This is a genomic window from Roseateles sp. P2_H4 (assembly GCF_056403315.1).
This window is the reverse complement of the sequence record NZ_JBFUFR010000001.1, coordinates 233,859-255,447: the sequence shown is the minus strand read 5'-3', so window position 1 is coordinate 255,447 and position 21,589 is coordinate 233,859. Positions and strand designations below refer to the sequence as shown.

Sequence of the window (21,589 nt, the reverse complement as noted above, 5' to 3'; positions counted from 1 at the left end):
ATGAAACCCATCAAGCCCTGGCTGGGCGCCCTGGCGCTGGCCGCCGCGTCGGCGCTTGCTGCACCGCCGGCCGGCGCACCTTATCAATGGCGCCCGGTCGCCATCGTCGGCGGCGGCTTCGTGGATGGCATCGCCTTTCATCCCGCCGTGCCGGGCCTGGCCTATGCCCGCACCGACATGGGCGGCGCCTACCGTCGCGACACGGCGACCGGGCCGTGGCAACCGCTGCTGGACTGGCTGCCGCTGAGCGAAGTCAACCTGATGGGCGTCGAGAGCCTGGCCGTCGACCCCAACGACCCCGACGCCCTCTACCTTGCCTGCGGCACCTACACCAACCCCGTCGTGCCCAATGGCGCCGTGCTGCGCTCACATGACCGCGGCCGCAGCTTCCAGCGCACCGACCTGCCCTTCAAGCTCGGCGGCAACGAGGGCGGCCGCGGCAATGGTGAGCGCCTGGCCGTCGACCCGAACGATGGCCGCGTCCTCTACCTCGCCTCGCGCCTCGCCGGCCTGTGGCGCAGCGGCGATGCGGCCAAGACCTTCCAGCGCGTGGACACCTTCCCCGACTCGGCCTGGCGCCGCAACGAGTCCGACGGCGCGCCGCCCAGTTGGGGCGGCAGCGATGGCAAGGCCACCATCAATTTCGTCCTCTTCGATCCGAGCAGCGGCAAGCGCGGCCAGCCCAGCCGCACGATCTACGCAGGTGTCTCGGTCGTGGGCCGGCCCAGCCTGTGGTTCAGCCGCGATGCCGGCGCAAGCTGGCAACCCGTGCCCGGCGCGCCGACACAGCACCGCCCCATGCGCGCCACGCTGGCAAGCGACGGGCGCCTCTACATCGCCTATGCCAGTGATCCCGGCCCGCATCGCATGAAGGACGGCGCCGTCTGGCGCTACGACACTGCCAGGCAGGCCTGGGCCGACATCACGCCCGAGCGCCCCAGCGCCACACAGCCTTTCGGCTATGCGACGGTGACCGTGGATCCCGGCCATCCGCAGCGACTGCTGGCCAGCACCGCCGGCCGCGGCGCGGGCGACCAGCTGTTTCGCAGCACGGATGGCGGCACCACCTGGCGGCCCCTCTTTCCCGCAGCGCAGTTCGACGCCTCGGCCGCCCCCTACGTCGCCGACACGCATTTGCACTGGCTCTACGACGTCAAGATCAACCCCACCAACCCCGACCACGCCCTCTTCACCACCGGCTACGGCGGCTGGGAGACGCTGGACCTGACGCAGGCCGATGCCGCCAAGCCCACGCACTGGCAGGTCATGGCCGCCGGCATCGAGGAGACCGTGGCCCTGGCCCTGCACAGCCCGACGAAAGGCGTGCCGCTGGTGACGGCCATCGGCGACTACTCGGGCTTCGTCCACACCGACCTGGACAAGCCGGCGGCCGGCAACCCCAAGCCGCCCTTCTTCGGCAACACGCATGACGTGACCGGGGCGGAACTCGCGCCCGAGGTCATCGTCCGCATCGGCCACCCGCGCGATGGCGGCAAGAACCTCGGCTATTCCCTGGACGGCGGCGCCACCTGGCGCGCGCCGGCCAGCGTGCCCGATGCCAAGTCCAGCGACGGTTTTGTCGCCGTGTCGGCCGATGGCAAGGCCTGGGTGTGGACACCCAAAGGCGGCACGCCGTATGTCAGCCACGACCGTGGCGACACCTGGACGCCGGTGCAGGGCCTGCCCGCCGGCACCCGCGTCATCGCCGACCGCGTGAACCCCCAGCGCTTCCACGCGATGGCGCTGTTCGACGACACGCTCTACGCCAGCAACGATGCCGGCCTGACCTTCGCCGCCAAGCCACTCGCCCTGCCCGACGGCCCCGTCACCCGCGCCGCCGCCGGCAGCAACAACCGCAGCAACCGCGGCGACGACCGGGGTGGCCAGGACAGGCTCTACGCCACGCCCGGCCGCGAAGGCGAGCTCTGGCTGGCGGCCTTCCATGGTCTCTACCGTGCCGGCGACGGCCAGGGCTTCAAGCACCAGCCCGCCGTTTCGCAGATCCACGCCTTTGGCTTCGGCCGCGCCGCGCCGGGCGAGAAGGAGCCGGCCCTCTACCTCGTCGGTACCGTGGCTGGCCGCTACGGCGTCTTCCGCTCTGTCGACGGCGCCGCGAGCTGGCAGCGCATCAATGACGACGCCCACCAATGGGGCCTGATCCTGCAGATCAGCGGCGACCCCAAGGTGTTTGGCCGCGTCTATGTCGGCACTCACGGGCGTGGCGTGCAGTACGGCGATCCGCGCTAAGGCTTTTGGGGCAACTCGAAGCGTCGCAGCGAGGACTTGATCAGCCGGTCGTCGGCATCGAAGAGGCTGACCAGTTCCAACTGCAGCGGTCCTGCCGGCATCTTGAGCTCCCGCACGTGGCGCTGTAGCCGCCGACCCGATTCGAAGCGCGTGTTGTCGCTGGCCTTGCCCAGTCGCTGAGCGACCTCGGCGGGCGTCAGGCCGGGCTCGAGGGCCAGTGCCGCTAGCGCCCACTCATCCTTGAGCGCCTGCAGCGCCGCGCCCGGCGCCGCCGGCGGGTCATCCATGGCCTCGAAGACGACGCGCGTGTCGTCCGGCCAGCTCTCGTCACCCATGGGCACGCGGAACATGCGCTCGCGCAGCGAGTAGCCCCAGTCGTACTTGGGCCCGCCGTCGTCGCGCAGGCCGTGCAGCAGCCGCGCGCTCAGCGTCAGCCGCCGCTCGCCATGCACCAGCGTCACCGCAAAGACGGGCTTGTCGGCAAAGTTGCTGGGGCTCCAGTCGCGGTCCGCACAGTCGGCGGTGTCCAACGGCAGGAAGCCGAACAACAACGTCCCGCGCGCGACGCCGCTACCAAAGCCCACAAGACATTGCAGCCGAAGGTCGCCCAGCCTGCGCTCGCCTTCAGGCACACCGGGCGAGCGGATGTCGGGTCGCCAAGTCACTCGGCCATCGGCCAGCCGGCTGCGCAATTCGGTGCGCTCGGGCAGTGTTCGCCAGGCGGGGTCGACAGTGAAACGATCCTCGGCATCCAGCACGAGAGGCCGTCGGCCGGCCGGCGTCATCAGGCCCAGTTCGAGGCTGGGCGCCGCATCGGCCTGGGTGCGCGCATAGACCCTGAACTTCAGCTCAGCAGCCGGCGCCAACGCATGGTGTTTCTCGAACAACGCCTCGGCCTTGAAGAGCTGCCCCAGTGTCTTCTGCTCGCGGGCGGTTGCTGCCTCGCCCGAGACCTCGACGCGGCCCAGTTGGGCCTCGGGCTGCGGCGCGCTGGCAGGCAGCGCGAGCGCGCCGGCCAGCAGTGCCGCCGCAAGGCTCATGACACCGCCGCGAACGCGTCCCGCGTCAGGTTCTCGGGCGCCTCGCCGGCGCCGCGGCAGGCCACGTCGTCCTCGATGCGGATGCCGCCGTAGCGCGCCAGCCTGTCGACGCAGTCCCAGTCGACGTTACCCGCATGCGTGGACGCGCGCAGCTGCCGCAGCAGCGTCGGGATGAAGTAGAGACCCGGCTCGATGGTGACCACCATGCCGGCCTGCAGCGGCCGGGTCAGGCGCAGATAGCGGTGGCCTTCGGGCTTGTCGGCCACGCCGCCGGTCTCGCTGGCCATGAAGCCGCCGACGTCATGCACCTGCAGGCCCAGCAGATGGCCGATGCCGTGCGGGAAGAAAGGCTTGGTGACGCCCTCCTCCACGATGGCCTCCTCGCTCATCTTCACGATGCCGGCTCCGCGCAGCACGCGGGCGATGCGGCGATGCGTGCTGAGATGGATGTCGCGGTAGTCGACACCGTCGCGCACCTCGTCGACGAGGCCGAGTTGCTCGACCTCCATCGCCGCGACCAGGGCCGCGAACTCGTCATGGCCCGGCGCCACCCAGGTACGCGTGATGTCGCTGGCATAGCCGTTGACCTGGGCACCGGCGTCGATGAGGAAGCTGCGCATCTCCGGCGGCGGGCTCTCGTCCTGGTACTGGTAGTGCAGCACCGCGGCATGCTCATTGAGGCCGACGATGTTGGTGTAGGGCAGGTCGCGGTCGGTGTGGCCGGTGGCGACGAGATAGGCGCGGTGGATGCCGGCCTCGCTCTCGCCGAGCAGGAAGGCCGCACGCGCGGCGTTGTGGCCGGGCACGGCGCGGCGTTGTGCGGCGCGCATCTGCGCCAGCTCGTAGGGGCTCTTCACGCCGCGCGCCCAGTGCAGCAGGTTGAGCAGCGCCTCGGGGTTGTTGGGTTCCAGGCCCGGCAGCGCGGCATCGGCCTCGGCGACGATGGCCGTGCGCGCCGTGACGAGATCCGCCAGGGCCTTGGCCGCTTCTTCCGGCTCACGGATGACGACCAGCTCGACCGCATCCACCCACTCGCCGCTCGGTGCGCTCGGCGGCACATGCCAGTAGTCATCGGGCTGGAAGTAGACGACGCGCGGCTTCTGGCCCGGCCGCACCGCCAGCCAGGAATGCGGGTGATTCGTCAGCGGCAGCCAGTGCTTGAAATGCGGGTTGGCCTGGAAGAGATAGGGCCGGTCGTCGAGAAAGGCGTATTTCTCGATGCCGGAGGCGATCAGCAGCGTGTCGAAGCCGGTGCGCTCCAGCGCGGATTCGGCGTGCTGTTGCAGCGCGGCGAGGTGGTCGGTGTAGAGGCTCATTGCCGCTCCATTCACTTGCGCACGTAGGTCAGCTTCTTGGCGCYGCCGTCGCAGCTGCCGATGACCTTGGCGTCGCCGACCTTGTCGCTGTCGACTGCATTGATCTCATAGCCCTTGACGCCCTTGGCGTCGAGCTTGGCGGCGATCTCGGCCTTGAGTTCGTCGCAGGGCTTGGACGCGGCGTGGGCGGCCTGGGTCAGCAGCAGGGCGGCGGCGGCGCTCAGGATCAGCAGGGTGGGCTTGGACATTGGATTTGCTTGTGGCAACACGGACATTGGATTGTGAGACAGGCCGACCCATCCGTTTGCCTTTGTGGAGAGCCTTTCGACCCGGTGCAGTGAGCCGGGAATCCGCCCCGGCAGGGCGGGTAACTTTTCTCTGACGCGCCAGAGAAAAGTCACCAAAAGAGGAGCGCTCAATGCAATCCGCACTCGAGCGGGATCAGGTGCTCGCGTTGCTCGAAGCGGGCTGCACCCCGAAGCGAACCGCTGCGCTCTCGCCCACCACTTGTGCCGAGCACCAGCGATCGGACCTTCACGCCGCTTAAGTCGCGGCTGCACGCCGACGCCCGACAAATACCGAACAGCCGCGTCGCTCGGGCGGCGCTGCATTGGGCTGTTTTGGTGAGCCCGGCGTGCAGCCGCGCGTCGGACGGGCTGCTGGTGCGATGGATGTTGGTCGTGACAAGTCAGACGCGAGAGCGCAGCGGGTCGCTTGTGGGCATGCCGCGTTGGCTGTTGCACGCCGCAACGCGGCCGTGTGGTGCTGGTGTGCGGTTCAGGGCCTCTTCTTTGGTGACTTTCTTCTGGCCCCGCAGAAGAAAGTTACCCGGCCGCCGGGACGGACTCCCGGCAATGCATCGATGAGGCAGGATCCCCCGCAAGTGCAACCCAAGTCACTCACTCACCCCTCCCGATCCCACACCACCCCCTCCTCCGTCAGCATCGCATCCAGCGGCATGTCCAGCGCACTGGGCTTGAGCAACGGCAGGAACCCATGCGCATAGCCAATGCCCACCGCCGCCGGCCGCGGCTGCATCTCGGCCAGGGTCTTGTCCATGAAGCCGCCGCCATAGCCCAGCCGCAGGCCAGCGGGCCCGAAGCCCAGGCAGGGCACCAGCATCAGCTGCGGCTTGAATTCCTCGGTGTCCTTGGGCTTGGGGATGTGGAAGGCGTCTTCCTCCATCGGGCAGCCGGGGTACCAGACATGAAAGCGCAGCGTGCCGTGCACCTTGTCCACCACCGGCAGGCCGATGCGGCGATGGGGATGGTTTTCGCCCCAGCGGTAGAGGGTGGGCAGCGGATCGAACTCCCCCTTGATGGGCCAGTAGGCGCCGATGGTGGTCTCGCGGCGGCGCAGCAGCCAGACGCTCAGCACCTCCTGCAGCTCGGCGGCCAGGTCCAGGCGGTTGGGCAAAGCCAGCCTTTGTTCGATCAGCTTGTGCCGGATGGCGGCGCGGTCGTTGGCGTCCAAGGGTGAGACTTCCTTGCGAACCTGGGAATCTGGCCATTGTGGGCCATGGGCCGGCATCACTAAAGTCGTGCCACGCAACCATCACGCAGGGAGAACAACAGATGCTGGACAAGCTCAATCAGCTCAGCGAATCGAGCGGCGCGCTCAAGCCGGGCCGCGGCATGATCAGCGGCGTCATCGCGCTCACGCTCGCCATCCTGTGCTTTCTCGGCGTGCTGGCCTTCCACTTCCCCGAGTACCTGACGACGCCGCAGCTGCGCCAGTCCTACAACGTCGACGTGATCCGGCGCCTGCTGTACTGGGCCTTGGTGCTGTCGGGCGGGCTGGCGCTGTTCAACATCGTCTTCAGCCGCATGCGCTGGCTGGCACTGTGGACCTTTGTGCTGCTGGGCCTGGCGCTGGCCCTGGGCGGCCACAAGGTCGAGGTCGACCCCAACTTCCCCGACCACACGCCCTATGTCGGCCTGGACTGGTTCATCCTCGACCTGCTGGGCTCGACGCTGATCTTCGTCTTCATCGAGAAGCTGTTCGCGCTGCGCCGCGACCAGCCGGTGTTCCGCCTGGAGTGGCAGACGGACTTCCAGCATTTCATCGTCAACCACCTGGCCGTCGGCTTCGTGATGCTGGCCACCAATCTGCTGGTGCACAAATTCTTCGGCTGGGCGGCCAAGGACGGCATCCAGGGCTGGGTGCAGGGCCTGCCCTTCCCCATCGCCCTCTTCCTCATCATCCTGGTCGCCGACCTGGTGCAGTACTGGACGCACCGGGCCTATCACGAGGTGCCCATGCTGTGGCGGCTGCATGCCGTGCACCACAGCGTGAAAAGCATGGACTGGCTGGCGGGCTCGCGCCAGCACATCCTGGAGCTCATCATCACCCGCACCCTGGTGCTGGCGCCCATCTTCGTGCTGGGCTTCAGCAAGGAGGTCATCGACGCCTACATCGTCGTCGTCGGCTTCCAGGCGGTGTTCAACCACGCCAACGTCAGCGTGCGCCTCGGGCCGCTGCGCTACATCATCGTGACGCCCAACTTCCACCACTGGCACCACTCGCAGGACCAGGAAGCGCTGGACAAGAACTACGCGGCTCACTTCGCGTTTCTTGACCACCTGTTCGGCACGGCCGTGCAGTCGGATCGCAAATGGCCGGAGCACTACGGCGTGCTGGGCGACTATGTGCCGGACGGCTTCCTGCGCCAGCTGCACTTTCCGTTCACGTGGAAGGGCTGAACGCAAGCGCCATGGATCCCTACATCGAACTCTGCATCGAACTGCTGCAGCCCCTGGGCCCGGTGCGGCCGCTGCGCATGTTCGGCGGCCACGGCCTGTATGTGGATGGCCTCTTCATGGCCCTGGTCATCCAGAACCAGCTCTATCTGAAGACCGACGACGTGACGCGTGAGCGCTTTGTCGCGGCGGGCTGCCAGCCCTTCAGCTATGCGACCAAGACCGGCGAGCGACAGGTGATCAGCTACTACCAGCCGCCCGAAGAGGCGCTGGAATCGCCGCCGCTGATGCAGCCCTGGGCCAGGCTGGCCTTCGAGGCCGCGTTGCGCACGGCGAATGCCAAGAAGCCGGCCAAGGCCAGGAAACCTGCGGCGGCCAAAAAGACCGCCGCGAAGAAGACCTCAGCCGCCAGCGCGAAGCGGGCGGCCAAGCCTGCGCTTCCTGAATCAGCCGCCATCGCGAAGCGGGCGGCCAAGCCTGCGGTTTCTGAATCAGCCGCCAAAAAACCGGCGGCCAAGAAAGCCGCGGTTCGCCGTGGCTGAGACCGGCGGCACCAGCAGCTCGAAGTCGGCCGCAGGCCAGCCTTCCAGCACGGCCGTCTGGCCGGGTGCCAGGGCCAGCGCCTCGCCGGCCTCCAGCCACTTGTCTTCGGCCGGCTGGTCGGTGGTGCCCGACAGCGTCAGCCACACACGGCCGCGGGCCACCGCCAGGCGGCGCGCCTCGGCGCCACCGGCCAGGGTCATGGCCCGGCCACCGTCCAGATGCCAAACAGATTGCGCGTCGCTCATGATGAGACTCCTCGGTTGATGTCAGGGATTCTGCTTAGATTGCCCAAGACGGTCCAATGACTCCGCGGCGTCGATTGATACCATTCACGCATGAATCAGCCAATCCGCCAACGCCCACTCTCGGTCGGTCCCCTGCGCGCCTTCGAGGCCGTGGCCCGGCTGCTGTCCTTCCGCGCGGCGGCCGAGGAACTGAGCCTGACGCAGTCGGCCATCAGCCGGCAGATCCAGTCGCTGGAGGAAGAGATCGGCTGCACTCTCTTCCTGCGCGGCACCCGCAAGGTGGAGCTGTCCAGCGACGGCGCGGTGCTGCTGCCCACCGCCGTGGCCGTGTTGTCGCGCCTGGACCAGACCGTGCGCCAGATCCGCCGCTCGCGCGGCCGGCGCGTCGTCAATGTCAGCACCTTCGCGTCGTTCGCGTCGCTGTGGTTGATCCCACGCATGGAGGCCTTCCAGCGCGAGCATGCCGACATCGACATCCGCGTGTCGGCCTATGACCGCAAGGTCGACCTGGAGGATGGCGAAAGCGACCTGGCCCTGCGCTATGACGACCGCCCCTCGGTGACGCCCGACGCCGAGCAGCTCTTCGAGGAGTTGCTGTCGCCTTGTGTCAGCCCCTGGTATCTGCAGAACCCGCCCGCGCCGCTGAAGCGCGCCGCCGACCTCGCCGGCCACGCGCTGGCCGAGGAAGACGACCCGCGCCCCAGCGCCGAATACCTGAGCTGGCGGCGCTGGCTGACCGAACAGGGCGAGCATGAGTTGCAGCCGCGCCGCTGGCTCTACCTGAACTTCACCTACCAGCAGGTGCAGGCCGCGCTGACCGGCCAGGGCGTGGCCCTGGCCCGGCTGCCGCTGGTGCATGAACACCTGACGCGCGGCGAGCTGGTCGAGCCCTTCGGCAAGGCCGGCCGCCTGGGCAGCCCCTTCAGCTACTGGATGATGCTGGGCCCGAACGCCGCGCGCCGGCCGGAGGTGCAGCAGTTTGCCGACTGGGTACGCGAGCAGGCCGCCATCACCAGGGCCCAGGTGGCGGGGGTCTAGCATGTGGAAGCGCGCGGCTCTCTACGGCCTGGCCCTGGCGGCCGGCACGGCGCTGTTGCAATGGCTGGACTACCGCCACCTCGCCCGCGCCCAGTCCGAGACGGTCTATATCGCGCTGATCGCCCTGGTCTTCCTGGCCCTGGGGGCCTGGGCAGGCGTCAAGCTGCTCGGCCGTGGCGCGCCGCCGGCCGAACCCTTCGCCGGCAACCCGCAGGCGCAAGCGACGCTGGGCATCAGCCCGCGCGAGCTGGAAGTGCTGGAGCAGTTGGCGGCCGGCTTGAGCAACAAGGAGATCGCCGACAAGCTGAATGTGTCGCCGCACACGGTCAAGACGCATGTGGCCAGGCTCTACGAAAAACTCGAGGCGCGGCGCCGCACCGAAGCCATCCTGAAGGCCCGGGAGCTGGGCCTGTTGCGCTAAGCCGCTGTTTTTCAGGCGATTTCAGCGAAATCACCCATTTGTCCGATGGCCCCGGCGGCCCGAACATCGTTCCATGGCGGCTCTTCCAATCCGCCATGAGGTCCCAATGCTGAAAACCATCCTGTCCTTCGGTGCCGTCGCCGGCCTGGCTGCCGGCATCCCGCTGTTCGCGCTGCTGATCCTGAATCGGGGCGCGCCGCCGGCTCACGGCATGGTCATCGGCTACACGCTGATGCTGGTCGCGCTCAGCCTGGTCTTCGTCGCCATCAAGCGCCGCCGTGACGACGAGCTCGGTGGCGTCATCCGTTTCTGGCCCGCCTTCGCGCTGGGCCTGGCCATCAGCCTCGTCGCCGGCGTCGTCTATGCGGCCGCCTGGGAGGTGACGCTGGCCGTCACCAAGCTGGACTTCGGCACCGAGTGGGTCAAGATGTACATGGCCGAAAACAAGGCCAAGGGCCTGCCCGAGGCCGAGCTGGCCAAGCTGGCGGCCGAGATGGACGAGTTCAAGCGCAACTACGCCAACCCGCTGTTCCGCTTCCCGATGACCATGGCCGAGATCGTGCCGGTCGGCCTGCTGGTGTCGTTGGTATCTGCGGCGCTGCTGCGCAACCCCCGTTTCATGGCCGCAAGGAAGTAAGCCCCTCGCCCAGTCCCGCGCCGCTGAACGCGGGCGAGCCTGGTCGGTCCCCCGAGGGGACGGCGATGCTTGCCGGCTCGACCGGCAAGCACATCGCCAGCGCGGGCCGGCTAGGGGCGGCCCGGCGCTCGGCCCGGAACACCCCGGCACCACGAATGTGAATGGAAAACTGACATGAACCTGCTGCCCACCGGCGCCGCCCTCTACGCCTTCCTGATCGCCACGCTCGTACTCGCGCTGACACCCGGGCCTGGCGTCGTCTTCATCGTCGCGCGCACGCTGGCACAGGGGCGCACGGCGGGCCTGGCGTCGGTCGCCGGCGTGGCCCTGGGCAATTTGACGAATGCGGTCGGCGCGTCCATCGGCCTGGCGGCCCTGTTCGCCGTGTCGTCGCTGGCCTTCACGGCGGTGCGCTGGGCAGGCGCGGCCTATCTGATCTGGCTGGGCATCCAGGCCCTGCGCCAGCCCGCCGCGACGGCCAACGGCGCGCCCCCCACGCCGGCCACGCCGCGCCAGCTCTTCCGCGACGGCTTCTTCGTCGCGCTGCTCAACCCCAAGACGACGCTGTTCTTCGCCGCCTTCATCCCGCAGTTCCTGCACCCCGAGGGCTCGCAGGCGGCGCAGGCCGTACAGGCGCTCTCGCTCAGCATCCTCTTCGTTGCCGTGGCCGCCGTCACCGACAGCCTTTACGCGCTGCTGGCCGGCTGGATGAAGCCGCTGCTGCGCGGCGCGGCCGGCAGCGGGCGCTGGGTGTCGGCGCTGGTGTATTTCGCGCTGGGGCTCTACGCGGCTTTCGGCGGCACCAAGCAGAAGGCTTAGGCCGCCACCACCCTCGCCAGCGCCTGCGCCATGGCCTGCTGCGCGCGCAGCACCTCGTTGACGCCGGCATCCTTCAGCCACTGCGCCTCTTCCTGGGTGTGGGCGACGACGGCGCAGCGCAGTTCGGGGTTGAGCTGACGCGCCAGCGTCAGCATGGCCGGCACCACGCGCACATCGCTGACGGCCACGACCAGCCAGGCGGCCTGGGCGATATGGGCCTGCACCAGCGTCATGGCCTCGCCGGCCTCGCCCAGCACGGCCGCATGGCCGGCGGCGCGCAGCTTCTCGACAACCTCCCGGTCGTGGTCGATGACGACCAGCGGGCGGCTGCCCAGTTCGTCATGCAGGGCCGTGCCCAGCGAGCCATGCCCCACCAGCACGACCTGGCCGGCCAGCGCGCTCTGCGGCGTGTCGGGCGGCAGTTCCGCCAGCGGGTCGTCGCGAGCCTCCAGCTGGCGGGCCCAGGCCGAGCGCTTCAGCACCCAGCGGCGCAGCGGCTCCACGCCGGAGAACAGCACCGGGTTCAGCGCGATGGACACGATGGCGCCGGCCACGATCAGGCTGGTCGCCTCGGGCGGCACGAGGTGCAGGCTCTGGCCCAGGCCGAGCAGGATGAAGCTGAACTCGCCGATCTGCGCCAGGCTCACCGCCACCGTCAGCGCGGTGGACAGCGGGTAGCGCAGCAGCAGCACCAGCGCCCCGGCGGCAATCGTCTTGCCGACCAGGATGACGGCCACCGTCGCCAGCACGGCCAGCGGCTGGTCGATGAGGATGCGCGGGTCGAACAGCATGCCCACGGCGACGAAGAACAGCACGGCGAAGGCATCGCGCAGCGGCAGGCTCTCGTGCGCCGCGCGCTCGCTGAAGGCCGATTCGCGCAGCACCAGGCCCGCGAAGAAGGCACCCAGCGCCACGCTGACGCCGAACAGCGCCGCCGCACCCACGGCCAGGCCGATGGCGGCGGCCACGGTGGCCAGCGTGAACAGCTCGCGCGAGCCGGTGCGGTTGACCTGCCACAGCATCCACGGCAGCAGGCGCCGCCCGGCCACCAGCATCACCGCGACGAACACCACGACGGCCAGCAGCGTCTTGCCTATGGTCAGCCACAGCGCGCTGCCGCCGGCACCGCCCTGGCCATCTTCAGGGCCGAGCACCGGGATCAGCACCAGCGCCAGCACCATGGCCAGGTCCTCGACCACGAGCCAGCCCACGGCGATGCGGCCATTGCCGGTATGCAGCAGCTCGCGCGACTCCAGCGCGCGCAGCAGCACCACCGTGCTGGCCACCGACAGCGCCAGGCCGAAGATGAGCGACGCCGCCAGCGCCCAGCCCCACCACCAGTGCGCCAGCGCCGCGCCCATGCCGGTGGCCGCGGCCATCTGCACCAGCGCACCCGGCAGGGCGATGCCCTTGACCGACATCAGGTCGCCGACCGAGAAGTGCAGGCCCACGCCGAACATCAGCAACATGACGCCGACCTCGGACAGCTGCTGGGCCAGATGCACGTCGCCGACGAAACCCGGCGTGTGCGGCCCGATCAGCACGCCGGCCAGCAGATAGCCCACCAGCGCGGGCAGCCGCGCCCATTGGGCGAGCAGGCCCAGCACCAGGGCCAGGCCAAAGGCGGCGGCCAGCGTCGAGATCAGGGTCATGCCGTCATGCATCTTGCGGGGGTCCTCTCAATCGGGGGAAATGAGCTCGCGCTCGGTCAGGATGAGGGTCAAGGCGCGGTCGTGCGCCTCGACCGGGAAATGTGTTTCGGCCGCCGACCAGGCCAGGCCGATGGTGGTCACGCCAGGGTGCAGCGCCAGCCAGCGGTCGAAATAGCCACCGCCATAGCCAAGGCGAAAACCCTCGCGCGTGAAGCCGACGCAGGGCACCAGCACCACGTCTGGCACGGCAACCGCGCCGGTCGACGTGGCGATGCCGCATTCGTCCTGGGCCGTCGTCGGGCCGCCGTCCCAACGGCGATAGACCATTTCCGCCGGCTCGCGGCGCGCAAACGGCAGCGCCCGGGGCCAGGGCAAGGCGCCAGGATCGAACTCGCCCGGCAGCGGCCAGTAGACGCCCACCAGCTCCGGCTCCAGCTGATCCAGCAGTTCGCGCAGAGGCGCGCCGAGCGCCGCCTGGGCGGTCTGGAAGGCCGGGCCGGCCGCGAAGTCGCGGCGCGCGGCCAGCAGTTCGCGGCGCAGTGAAGGGCGGTCGGGGTGGGCAGCACTCATCGGTCTATTAAAACCCAGGGCTCATGTCGCTCCTCAGCCCTGAGGATGCGGGCCATGCGCGGGATGGTCCACAGGAGCTGCCCGGCGCTATGGTCGCCGTCGTCTTCACCCCGCGAAGCCGCCATGTCCACGCCCCACACCCCCTACCACCCCATCATCTATGTGCGCGGCTACGCGATGTCGCGCGGCGAGATCGACGAGACCACGGCCGACCCCTTCTGCGGCTTCAACCTCGGCTCGACGATGTACCGCGCCGTGCCGAACAAGACCGACAGGCCGCGCAAATACGTCTTCGAGTCGCCCGTCGTGCGGCTGGCCTCGGAGTACGGCTACCAGGATGTCTACGAGGACGGCTACGACATCGTCGACCCCGAGTGGGAGGCCGACTCCCTGGGCAAGCCGACCGACAACAAGCTGGGCAGCCGCTGCATCGTCATCTACCGCTATTACGACGCCGCGTCCTCCTACCTCGGCAACAACAAGACACCGGAGATCGAGGACTTCGCCAAGGGCCTGTCCAAGCTCGTGGCCCGCGTGCGCGAGCTGGTCTGCAAGAACGCAGAGAACAAGATCGCAGAGGCCGATTTCCGCTGCTATCTCGTCGCCCACTCCATGGGCGGCCTGGTCTGCCGCGCCTTCCTGCAGAACGTGGCGCTGGACACCGAGAAGGTCGCCCAGCACGTCGACAAGTTCTTCACCTACGCGACGCCGCACAACGGCATCGACGTGCTGGGCCAGAACATCCCGTCCTGGCTGAGCGTCAACGACATCTCCAATTTCGACCGCGACAAGCGCATGCCGGCCTACCTCGACCTGGCGGCCGCAGCCAAGAAGCACAAGCGCGTGGACCTCATCCCCGAGGCACGCTTCCCGTCGCGGCGCGTGTTCACGCTGATCGGCAGCAACCGGCTGGACTATGAAGCCGCGGCCGGCATGTCGCGCAGCTTCGTCGGCCATGGCAGCGACGGCCTGGTCAAGATCGAGAACGCGACGCTGTGCGGCCTGGATGCCAAGGGCAACATCACCGACCAGTGCGCCAAGGCCGTCGTCTACCGCGCCCACTCGGGCTATTTCGGCATCGTCAACAGCGAGGAGGGCTACCAGAACCTGGCCCGTTTCCTGTTCGGCGACGTGCGCGTGGACCTGTGGCTGGAGATCGACGACATCCGCCTGCCCGACAAGGTGCAGGAGGAGGCCGACGCCGGCCGCGCCGTCAACGCGCTCTACCAGATCGAGGTGGTGGCCTCGCCACGCGGCAAGCTCTGGTATCTGACGCGGCGCACGACGGAGGAAGACTCCGTCGCCTGCGTCGCGCATGCCAACTGGAAGGAGAACTCGAGCCTCTACCTCAGCAGCGTCTTCCTCGCCAACCGCGCCAAGGTCAACCCGCGCCGCAAGTCCCTCGCCTACGGCATGACGCTGGGCGTGCGCGTGCCCGACTACGAGATCGAGAAGCGGCTCTGGCTCAACGAGCACTTCGAGGGCGGCTATCTGTTCCGCAACGCACTGATCCTGGAGATGGTGCCGCCGGCCAATGAAGGCGATGCCTGGAAGGTCAAGTACGCCTGGCAGGACGCCGGCGTGTCCATGGCCGACACCGAGATCGCGGCCAAGCAGCTCAAGTCGGGCCGCATCGAGGTCAGCGTGCCCTTCGACAGCAGCGCCGTCGCCACCAACGGCAAGATGAAGCCCACCAACCCCGGCATCCGCGGCCGGCTGCGCTTCGAGATCGAGGGCTGGAACCCGGACGCGGCGGACTGATCAGCGGCGCAGTTGCCGGCGGCGCAGCCAGGTCAAGCCCGCCACGCCGCCCAGCAGCAGCGCCCAGCTCGCCGGCTCGGGCACGGCCGTGATCTGGTAGACGAAGCTGTGGTCGCGGTAGTTGAAGTCGCCGCCGCTGGGCAGGTCCTCGAAGGCAATGTTGGTGCCGGCCGGTACCTGGGCATCGCCGGCGAAGGGCGCTGCCCAGGCATGGTTGACGCCGTCGCCGTTCAGGCTGACGTCGCTGTAGTAACGCGCCGCGCCGCTGTTGGCGTCGATGAAGAACACCAGGCTGTCGCCGGCCGTCACCTTGCCGAGCACAAAGGTCTGGCCATAGGCGCTGCCGTGGTTGCTGAGCCCGGCCGCGCCGTCGACGCCATTGATGCGTGCGCCGATGAGGTTGGTGAAGCCGCCGGCCTCGCCGGTGTAGTAGGCCACCAGCAGGCCGCTGGCGCCCGCCGTGAAGCTGCTCACCGGCGCCGGGGTGCCGGGCGTGGGGTAGATGTCCGGGTTGGCCTGGGCGACCAGGCTCAGCAGCGTGGCCGAAGCCCCCATCAACAGGCGTCGTGCGGCGGTCTTCATCAACGGTCTCCTGGCTGACTGGCGGCCAAGATTACGGAAGAGATAGCGCTATCTCCAGCCCCTAACTCGTGGGCAGAGCGCCCGCCTGCGTAAAGCGCGAAGCCACGGGTTTCCCTGGGTTAAATTCAGACACCAGGCGCGGCGCTCGGCCAGCTGGCCGGAGCGCACGCCAAGTGAAGCAGTCGCGGGGCGTGAAGCGCATGAGTCAGATGGGTGGTCGAGTCTTGAAACACATGAGCCGTGGGGCACTCGCCCTGCTGCTGTCGGTAGCCCTGAGCGCCGACGCCGCCCCGCCGACGCCACCCGCCGATGCCGACCTCGCCGTGCAGGCCCGCGATGCCTGGGTCAAGCGCGACCGCAAGCGCCTGGCCACCTTCGCCGAGGCCGCCCGCAGCCAGAACCACCCGCTGGCAGGCTGGGTCGAGTACTTCGACCTCAATGCGCGGCTGGCCGAGGTGCGCCAGCCGGAAATGGACGCCTTCTATGCGCGCTACCCCGGCAGCTATGTCGAAGACAGGCTGCGCAACGACTGGCTGCTGGAACTGGGCCGCCGCCGCGACTGGCTCAATTTCCGCCGCGACCATGCGAGCTACCAGATGCGCGACGACCGCGAGGTGGCCTGCTATGGGCTGCTGGCCGACCATCTCGCCGGCACCAAGATCGATGCAGACGCCGCAAAGGCCGCCTGGATGGCCCAGAAGGACGGCGACGACGGCTGCCAGCAGCTCGCCACTGCCATGGTCGAAGCCGGCCTCTTCAAGCCCGACACCGTCTGGGCCAAGGCGCGCCAGGCCACCGAACAGAGCCGCCCGCGCGCCGCGCGCCAGGCCGTCGCCCTGCTGGCCACCAAGCCGCTGGACCAGAAGCTCGCCGAACTGCAGGACAACGCCGGCCGCTACCTGACGCGCCAGGCCCGCACCTCGCCACGCCCCGAGGCCGAGTTGACGGCCCTGGCCCTGGCCCGCGTCGCCGCCAACGACCCCGACCAGGCCGCCGGCCTGCTGCGCGACAAATGGAGCAAGCTGCCGCCCGAGCTGCAGGCCTGGCTGTGGGTGCAGATCGGCCGCCAGTCGGCCCTGCGCCTGCAGGATGGTGCCCTGGCCGCCTTCGAGCGCGCCGACAAGCTGGCGCCCGAGCTGGCCTGGAGTGATGACGCCGCCGCCTGGGCCGCCCGCGCGGCCTTGCGCGCCAAGCAACCCGCCCTGGCCCTGCGCGCCATCGAGCGCATGAGCGCCAACGAGCAGCGCGACCCGGCCTGGGCCTACTGGAAGGCCCGCGCGACGCGGCAGCAAGGCGACGCCCACGGCGCCCGCGTGCAGCTCACCACACTCTCCTCGACGCCGCTGAACTACTTCGGCCGCCTGGCCGCCGAGGACCTCGGCCTGCCCACGCCGCTGCCGCCCACGCCCGCGCCGCTGACGGCCGAGGAACGCCGCAGCGCGCGCAGCCATGCGGGCCTGACGCGCGCGCTGTCCCTCATCGACCTCGGCCTGCGCAGCGAAGGCGTGCGCGAATGGAATTTCTCGCTGCGCGGCATGGGCGACCGCGCCCTGCTCGCCGCGGCCCAGGAGGCCTGCGACCGCGAGGTCTGGGACCGCTGCATCAACACCAGCGAGCGCACCAAGACCGAGATCGACATCGCCCAGCGCTACCCCACGCCGCACCGCGCCGAGTTGCAGCGCGAGGCCCAGGCCAGCGGCATCGACCCGGCCTATGTCTACGGCCTGATCCGCCAGGAGTCGCGCTTCGTGCTGGACGCGCGCTCCCACGTCGGCGCGGCCGGGTTGATGCAGGTCATGCCCGCGACGGCCAAGTGGACGGCCAAGAAGGCCGGCATCGACTACAACGCCGAGCGCATGCACGACCGCGACTTCAACCTGCGCATCGGCACCCAATACCTGAAGCTGGTGCTGGACCGCTTCGAAGGCGCCCAGGCCCTGGCCGCGGCGGCCTACAACGCCGGCCCCGGCCGGCCCGCGCGCTGGCGCGACGGCCCTGTCATCGACGCGGCCATCTGGGCCGAGAACATCCCGTTCAACGAAACGCGCGACTATGTGCGCAAGGTGCTGCTCGGCGGCGCGGTCTATGCCCAGGTGCTGGGCCTGCCGGCCACCAAGCTGCGCGAGCGCCTGGGCGCCAGCGTCGGCCCGGCCGGTGCGCGCGCCGCGGACGTCAGCGATGTGCCGCCAGCGGCGGTGGGGGATGGCAAGTCATGAGCCTGAACGTCCTGGTCCTGGGCGGCAGCGGCTTTGTCGGCCGCGCGCTGTGCGAGCAACTGCTGCGGCGCCTCGGTGCCGACGTGCGCATCACGGTGCCCACGCGCCGCCTGCCTCATGCGCAAAGCGTGCAGAGCCTGCCCGGTGTCACCGTCATCCAGGCCGATGTCTTCAAGGACCTGGCCGCCCTGGTGCCGGGCCATGACGCCGTCGTCAACCTCGTCGCCATCCTGCAGGGCAGCGCGGCCGCCTTCGAGCATGTGCATGTGGAGCTGCCCCGGCGCATCGCCCATGCCATGAGCCACGCCGGCGCGAAGCGCCTCGTGCATGTCAGCGCCCTGGGCGTGGCCGAGCATGCACCGTCGCGCTATCTGCGCAGCAAGGCCGCCGGCGAGGCCGTGCTGCAGGTGGCCACGCAGACCCACCCGCTGGAGTTGACGCTGCTGCGCCCATCGCTGGTCTTTGGCGACGGCGACAAGAGCGTCAACCTGTTCGCGCGGCTGCAGGCGCTCTTCCCTTTTATGCCCCTGGGCGGCGCGGACGCGCGCCTGCAACCGGTGTGGGTGCAGGACCTCGCCCGGGCCCTGGTCGAGGCGCTGCTGCGTCGCGAATCCATCGGCCAGACCTATGAGATCGCCGGCACGCGCGAACTGACGCTGGCCGACCTGGTGCGACTGGCGGGCCGCGTGACAGGCCATGAACGGCCGATCCTGCGCCTGCCCCATGCGCTGGCGACGCTGCAGGCCCTGGCCATGGAATGCCTGCCCGGCGAGCCCCTGCTGTCGCGCGACAACCTCGCGTCGCTGAGCGTGCCCAATGTGCCAACCGGCAAGCTGCCCGGGCTGACCGAACTCGGCATCACGCCGGCCTCGCTGGAGGCGGTGCTGCCGACCTMTCTGTCGCGCGACGGCGGCGTCGCGCGGCTGGATGCGTGGCGCGCCAGGCACTGAGTACGCATCAATCCGTTGCGGATTGATCAACCCGGCGACGCGCTGCGGCCCCTAAGCTCGGGTGCTTGTCCCACCGCAGTCCCGTCATGAAGCTCTATATCGGCAACAAGAACTACTCGTCCTGGTCCATGCGCAGCGGTGTGCTGCTGGCGGCCTTCGGCATTCCGTTTGAAGAGGTCAAGCTGCGCTTCGACTTCACGCCGGACTCCGAATGGACCCGCGTCATCGCCGGCGTCACGCCGACCCAGCGCGTGCCCGTCGTCGTCGAGGACGACGGCTTCACGGTCTGGGACACCTTGGCGATTGCCGAGTACATCGCCGACCGCCACCCCGAGCACGCCATCTGGCCGCGCGACGCCAAGGCCCGTGCCCGCGCGCGCAGCCTGTGCGCCGAGATGCATGCCGGCTTCACGCGGCTGCGCACCGTCTGCCCGATGAATATCGAGGTCTTCTTCCCCGACGTCGGCGCCAGGCTCTGGGCCGAGGACGAGGCGCTGCGCGCCGACGTGGCGCGGCTGGATGCGGCTTGGAGTGATGCGCTGCAGACCAGCGGCGGGCCCTTCCTCTTCGGCGCCTTCAGCGCGGCGGACGCCTACTTTGCGCCGGTGGCGGTGCGGCTGAGCCGCTTCGGCCTGCCGGTGTCGGAGGCCGCTGCGGCCTACCGTGACGCGCTGCTGGCCCATCCGGCGGTCGAGGACTGGATCGCGGATTCGATGCGCGAGCAGGACTTCATCGTCGAAGACGAGCCCTATCGGAAGAGCCGCTGATCATGTTGGAGCTGCGTCCCAGCTGTGAACATTGCGATGTCGCCCTGCCGCCGGAATCGGCGGCGGCGCGCATCTGCAGCTTCGAGTGCACGTTCTGTTCGGACTGCGCGGAGGGCTTGCTGAGCAATGTCTGTCCGAATTGCGGTGGCGGGTTTGTGCCGAGGCCGGTGAGGCCGGTCCGCAATTGGAAAGGCAGCAACTATCTGGGGGACTATCCGGCGAGGACGGTGTCGAAGTTGAGGCCGGTGGATCTGGAGGCGCACGCGCGGCTCGTGGAGTCGCTGCAGGGGTTGCCGCCGGAGAAGCGGTAGGACGCTTTTGCGAAGAGCGCCGCTGATCGATGCATTGCCGGGAGTCCGTCCCGGCGGCCGGGTAACTTTCTTCTGCGGGGCCAGAAGAAAGTCACCAAAGAAGAGGCCCTGAACCGCACTCGAGCACCATGCTGCCTTGAACGGCGCGCGAAAACGCTCAGTTCCATTTCTTGAAGAAGCGAACCGCTGCGCTCTCGCGTCTGACTTGTCACCGTCGGCGCTGGTCGCCGCACTGCACCTCTTAACGCGCGGCTGCACGCCGTGCTCACCAAAACAGCCCAATGCAGCGTCGCTCGGGCGACGCGGCTGTTCGGTATTTCTTGATGAGCCCGGCGTGCCGCCGGCGTTAAGGGCATGAAGGGGCGATGGACGGTGCTCGTCACAGGGACAGCAGCGAGAGCGAAGCGGGTCGCGTGACGGCGCCGTCCAGTTCCGAGCAAAGCGAGCGCTTGATCCCGCTCGAGTGCGGATTGCGTTAGCGCTCCTCTTTTGGTGACTTTTCTCTGGCGCGTCAGAGAAAAGTTACCCGCCCTGCCGGGGCGGATTCCCGGCTCACTGCACCGAGTCATGAAGCCTTGGGCAAAGACCTCCTCAAAACTCCACCACCGACCGAATCGACTCCCCCCGCCGCATCAACTCAAACCCCTCGTTGATCCTCTCCAGCGGCAACTTGTGCGTGATCAGCTCGTCGATCTTGACCTTCCCGTCCATATACCAATCGACGATCTTGGGCACATCGGTCCGGCCCCTCGCGCCACCAAACGCCGAGCCCTCCCACTTTCGCCCCGTCACCAGCTGAAACGGCCGCGTGGAAATCTCGGCCCCCGCCGGCGCCACGCCGATGATGATGCTGCGGCCCCAGCCCTTGTGCGTGCACTCCAGCGCCTGGCGCATCAGCTGCACATTGCCGACGCATTCGAAGGAATAGTCGGCGCCACCGTCGGTCAGTTGCACGAGGTGGTCGACGACATTGCCCACGTCCTTCGGATTGACGAAGTCAGTCATGCCGAACTGCCGCGCCATCGCCTCGCGCGCCGGGTTGATGTCCACGCCGATGATCTTGTTGGCGCCCACCATTCGGGCGCCCTGGATGACGTTCAGGCCGATGCCGCCGAGGCCGAAGACCACCACATTGGCGCCCGCCTCCACCTTGGCCGTGAACAGCACGGCGCCCACGCCCGTCGTCACGCCGCAGCCGATGTAGCAGACCTTGTCGAAGGGCGCGTCCGGCCGGATCTTGGCCAGCGCGATGCCCGGCACGACGATGTGATTCGAGAAGGTGCTGGTGCCCATGTAGTGGAAGATGGGCTCGCCGTTCAGCGAGAAGCGCGAGGTGCCATTGGGCATCAGCCCCTTGCCCTGCGTGGACCGAATCGCTTGGCAGAGATTGGTCTTGCGGCTCAGGCAGAACTTGCACTCGCGGCATTCCGGCGTGTAGAGGGGAATGACGTGGTCACCCGCCTTCAGCCAGGGCACCTTGCTCTCCAGCACGACGCCCGCGCCCTCGTGGCCGAGCACGGCCGGGAACAGGCCTTCGGGATCCGCACCCGACAGCGTGAAGTCGTCGGTGTGGCAGATGCCGGTGGCCTTGACCTCGACCAGCACCTCGCCTTCCTTGGGGCCCTCCAGGTCCAGGGTCTCGATGGTCAGCGGCTGGCCGGCCTTCCAGGCAACGGCGGCTCGGGTTTGGATGCTCACGTCAATTGCTCCTTAGCGCTACGCGATATGACTCACCGCGCATTAAACCGCGGGCCGAGCGCCGGGCCGCCCCTAGC

At 68.8% G+C, this 21,589-nt stretch carries 21 protein-coding genes; 12 read left to right on the top strand and 9 right to left on the bottom strand.

Going from position 1 to position 21,589, the window contains the following annotated elements; all coding sequences use genetic code 11:
• Window positions 1–2,247, top strand: a complete 2,247-nt coding sequence (locus AC1DW3_RS01230; RefSeq protein ID WP_477927883.1) for a WD40/YVTN/BNR-like repeat-containing protein — start codon at window positions 1–3, stop codon at window positions 2,245–2,247.
• Here AC1DW3_RS01230 and AC1DW3_RS01225 read toward each other — a convergent pair.
• From AC1DW3_RS01225 to AC1DW3_RS01210, 4 genes are all read right to left on the bottom strand, one after another.
• Window positions 2,244–3,287, bottom strand: a complete 1,044-nt coding sequence (locus AC1DW3_RS01225) for a hypothetical protein (protein ID WP_477927881.1) — start codon at window positions 3,285–3,287, stop codon at window positions 2,244–2,246. The genes AC1DW3_RS01230 and AC1DW3_RS01225 overlap by 4 nt on opposite strands.
• On the bottom strand, window positions 3,284–4,603 hold the full coding sequence (pepQ, locus tag AC1DW3_RS01220) for a Xaa-Pro dipeptidase (protein WP_477927879.1): 1,320 nt from the start codon (window positions 4,601–4,603) through the stop codon (window positions 3,284–3,286). The genes AC1DW3_RS01225 and pepQ overlap by 4 nt, the downstream gene beginning before the upstream one ends.
• 11 nt (window positions 4,604–4,614) lie before the next feature.
• A complete protein-coding gene (locus tag AC1DW3_RS01215; RefSeq protein ID WP_477927877.1) occupies window positions 4,615–4,851 on the bottom strand; it encodes a DUF1161 domain-containing protein in 237 nt (78 codons plus the stop codon).
• Window positions 4,852–5,506: 655 nt separating this feature from the next.
• Window positions 5,507–6,076 (bottom strand): 5-formyltetrahydrofolate cyclo-ligase, encoded by a 570-nt coding sequence (locus AC1DW3_RS01210; RefSeq protein ID WP_477927875.1) that lies wholly within the window; start codon window positions 6,074–6,076, stop codon window positions 5,507–5,509.
• 101 nt (window positions 6,077–6,177) lie between these two features.
• Here AC1DW3_RS01210 and AC1DW3_RS01205 point away from each other — a divergent pair, with 101 nt between their 5' ends.
• Both AC1DW3_RS01205 and AC1DW3_RS01200 read left to right on the top strand, forming a co-directional pair.
• The gene (locus tag AC1DW3_RS01205) at window positions 6,178–7,305 is read left to right on the top strand and encodes a sterol desaturase family protein (RefSeq protein ID WP_477927873.1); all 1,128 of its coding nucleotides are present in this window, start codon (window positions 6,178–6,180) and stop codon (window positions 7,303–7,305) included.
• 11 nt (window positions 7,306–7,316) lie between these two features.
• The gene (locus AC1DW3_RS01200) at window positions 7,317–7,844 is read left to right on the top strand and encodes a TfoX/Sxy family protein (RefSeq protein ID WP_477927871.1); all 528 of its coding nucleotides are present in this window, start codon (window positions 7,317–7,319) and stop codon (window positions 7,842–7,844) included.
• On the opposite strand, the gene AC1DW3_RS01195 is transcribed toward AC1DW3_RS01200, so the two are convergent.
• A complete protein-coding gene (locus AC1DW3_RS01195; protein WP_477927869.1) occupies window positions 7,794–8,090 on the bottom strand; it encodes a DUF2917 domain-containing protein in 297 nt (98 codons plus the stop codon). The genes AC1DW3_RS01200 and AC1DW3_RS01195 overlap by 51 nt on opposite strands.
• A gap of 90 nt (window positions 8,091–8,180) precedes the next feature.
• Here AC1DW3_RS01195 and AC1DW3_RS01190 point away from each other — a divergent pair, with 90 nt between their 5' ends.
• From AC1DW3_RS01190 to AC1DW3_RS01175, 4 genes are all read left to right on the top strand, one after another.
• Entirely contained in the window at window positions 8,181–9,128 is a 948-nt protein-coding gene (locus tag AC1DW3_RS01190) for a LysR substrate-binding domain-containing protein (RefSeq protein WP_477927867.1), read from the top strand.
• A 1-nt stretch (window position 9,129) separates the two neighbouring features.
• The gene (locus AC1DW3_RS01185) at window positions 9,130–9,549 is read left to right on the top strand and encodes a response regulator transcription factor (RefSeq protein WP_477927865.1); all 420 of its coding nucleotides are present in this window, start codon (window positions 9,130–9,132) and stop codon (window positions 9,547–9,549) included.
• 106 nt (window positions 9,550–9,655) lie between these two features.
• A complete protein-coding gene (locus AC1DW3_RS01180) occupies window positions 9,656–10,186 on the top strand; it encodes a DUF4199 domain-containing protein (RefSeq protein ID WP_477927863.1) in 531 nt (176 codons plus the stop codon).
• Between the two features lie 174 nt (window positions 10,187–10,360).
• Window positions 10,361–11,005 (top strand): LysE family translocator, encoded by a 645-nt coding sequence (locus AC1DW3_RS01175; RefSeq protein WP_477927861.1) that lies wholly within the window; start codon window positions 10,361–10,363, stop codon window positions 11,003–11,005.
• On the opposite strand, the gene AC1DW3_RS01170 is transcribed toward AC1DW3_RS01175, so the two are convergent.
• On the bottom strand, window positions 11,002–12,669 hold the full coding sequence (locus AC1DW3_RS01170; protein WP_477927858.1) for a cation:proton antiporter: 1,668 nt from the start codon (window positions 12,667–12,669) through the stop codon (window positions 11,002–11,004). The genes AC1DW3_RS01175 and AC1DW3_RS01170 overlap by 4 nt on opposite strands.
• Before the next feature lie 15 nt (window positions 12,670–12,684).
• The gene (locus tag AC1DW3_RS01165) at window positions 12,685–13,227 is read right to left on the bottom strand and encodes a 5-formyltetrahydrofolate cyclo-ligase (RefSeq protein WP_477927856.1); all 543 of its coding nucleotides are present in this window, start codon (window positions 13,225–13,227) and stop codon (window positions 12,685–12,687) included.
• A 123-nt stretch (window positions 13,228–13,350) separates the two neighbouring features.
• Here AC1DW3_RS01165 and AC1DW3_RS01160 point away from each other — a divergent pair, with 123 nt between their 5' ends.
• On the top strand, window positions 13,351–14,988 hold the full coding sequence (locus AC1DW3_RS01160) for an alpha/beta hydrolase (protein ID WP_477927854.1): 1,638 nt from the start codon (window positions 13,351–13,353) through the stop codon (window positions 14,986–14,988).
• Here the strand turns inward: AC1DW3_RS01160 and AC1DW3_RS01155 are convergent, their stop codons facing one another.
• Entirely contained in the window at window positions 14,989–15,570 is a 582-nt protein-coding gene (locus tag AC1DW3_RS01155) for a DUF4114 domain-containing protein (RefSeq protein WP_477927852.1), read from the bottom strand.
• Between the two features lie 233 nt (window positions 15,571–15,803).
• Here AC1DW3_RS01155 and AC1DW3_RS01150 point away from each other — a divergent pair, with 233 nt between their 5' ends.
• From AC1DW3_RS01150 to AC1DW3_RS01135, 4 genes are all read left to right on the top strand, one after another.
• Window positions 15,804–17,786, top strand: coding sequence for a lytic transglycosylase domain-containing protein (locus AC1DW3_RS01150; protein WP_477927850.1), 1,983 nt, complete (start codon window positions 15,804–15,806; stop codon window positions 17,784–17,786).
• A complete protein-coding gene (locus tag AC1DW3_RS01145) occupies window positions 17,783–18,736 on the top strand; it encodes a complex I NDUFA9 subunit family protein (RefSeq protein ID WP_477927848.1) in 954 nt (317 codons plus the stop codon). The genes AC1DW3_RS01150 and AC1DW3_RS01145 overlap by 4 nt, the downstream gene beginning before the upstream one ends.
• Before the next feature lie 86 nt (window positions 18,737–18,822).
• Window positions 18,823–19,503 carry a glutathione S-transferase gene (locus tag AC1DW3_RS01140; RefSeq protein WP_477927846.1) on the top strand — a complete coding sequence of 227 codons (681 nt, stop codon included), beginning with the start codon at window positions 18,823–18,825 and terminating at the stop codon, window positions 19,501–19,503.
• Between the two features lie 2 nt (window positions 19,504–19,505).
• Window positions 19,506–19,814, top strand: a complete 309-nt coding sequence (locus AC1DW3_RS01135; protein WP_477927844.1) for a DUF1272 domain-containing protein — start codon at window positions 19,506–19,508, stop codon at window positions 19,812–19,814.
• 591 nt (window positions 19,815–20,405) lie between these two features.
• Here AC1DW3_RS01135 and AC1DW3_RS01130 read toward each other — a convergent pair.
• Complete coding sequence (locus AC1DW3_RS01130; RefSeq protein ID WP_477928043.1) at window positions 20,406–21,506, bottom strand: S-(hydroxymethyl)glutathione dehydrogenase/class III alcohol dehydrogenase; 1,101 nt, start codon at window positions 21,504–21,506, stop codon at window positions 20,406–20,408.
• Window positions 21,507–21,589: the final 83 nt, after the last annotated feature.

Coding starts and splice junctions, on each gene's coding strand:
- AC1DW3_RS01230 (WP_477927883.1), top strand. CDS start 1: ATGAAACCCATCAAGCCCTGGCTGGGCGCCCTGGCGCTGGCCGCCGCG.
- AC1DW3_RS01225 (WP_477927881.1), bottom strand. CDS start 3,287: ATGAGCCTTGCGGCGGCACTGCTGGCCGGCGCGCTCGCGCTGCCTGCC.
- pepQ (WP_477927879.1), bottom strand. CDS start 4,603: ATGAGCCTCTACACCGACCACCTCGCCGCGCTGCAACAGCACGCCGAA.
- AC1DW3_RS01205 (WP_477927873.1), top strand. CDS start 6,178: ATGCTGGACAAGCTCAATCAGCTCAGCGAATCGAGCGGCGCGCTCAAG.
- AC1DW3_RS01200 (WP_477927871.1), top strand. CDS start 7,317: ATGGATCCCTACATCGAACTCTGCATCGAACTGCTGCAGCCCCTGGGC.
- AC1DW3_RS01195 (WP_477927869.1), bottom strand. CDS start 8,090: ATGAGCGACGCGCAATCTGTTTGGCATCTGGACGGTGGCCGGGCCATG.
- AC1DW3_RS01190 (WP_477927867.1), top strand. CDS start 8,181: ATGAATCAGCCAATCCGCCAACGCCCACTCTCGGTCGGTCCCCTGCGC.
- AC1DW3_RS01185 (WP_477927865.1), top strand. CDS start 9,130: ATGTGGAAGCGCGCGGCTCTCTACGGCCTGGCCCTGGCGGCCGGCACG.
- AC1DW3_RS01180 (WP_477927863.1), top strand. CDS start 9,656: ATGCTGAAAACCATCCTGTCCTTCGGTGCCGTCGCCGGCCTGGCTGCC.
- AC1DW3_RS01175 (WP_477927861.1), top strand. CDS start 10,361: ATGAACCTGCTGCCCACCGGCGCCGCCCTCTACGCCTTCCTGATCGCC.
- AC1DW3_RS01170 (WP_477927858.1), bottom strand. CDS start 12,669: ATGCATGACGGCATGACCCTGATCTCGACGCTGGCCGCCGCCTTTGGC.
- AC1DW3_RS01165 (WP_477927856.1), bottom strand. CDS start 13,227: ATGAGTGCTGCCCACCCCGACCGCCCTTCACTGCGCCGCGAACTGCTG.
- AC1DW3_RS01160 (WP_477927854.1), top strand. CDS start 13,351: ATGTCCACGCCCCACACCCCCTACCACCCCATCATCTATGTGCGCGGC.
- AC1DW3_RS01155 (WP_477927852.1), bottom strand. CDS start 15,570: ATGAAGACCGCCGCACGACGCCTGTTGATGGGGGCTTCGGCCACGCTG.
- AC1DW3_RS01150 (WP_477927850.1), top strand. CDS start 15,804: ATGAGCCGTGGGGCACTCGCCCTGCTGCTGTCGGTAGCCCTGAGCGCC.
- AC1DW3_RS01140 (WP_477927846.1), top strand. CDS start 18,823: ATGAAGCTCTATATCGGCAACAAGAACTACTCGTCCTGGTCCATGCGC.
- AC1DW3_RS01135 (WP_477927844.1), top strand. CDS start 19,506: ATGTTGGAGCTGCGTCCCAGCTGTGAACATTGCGATGTCGCCCTGCCG.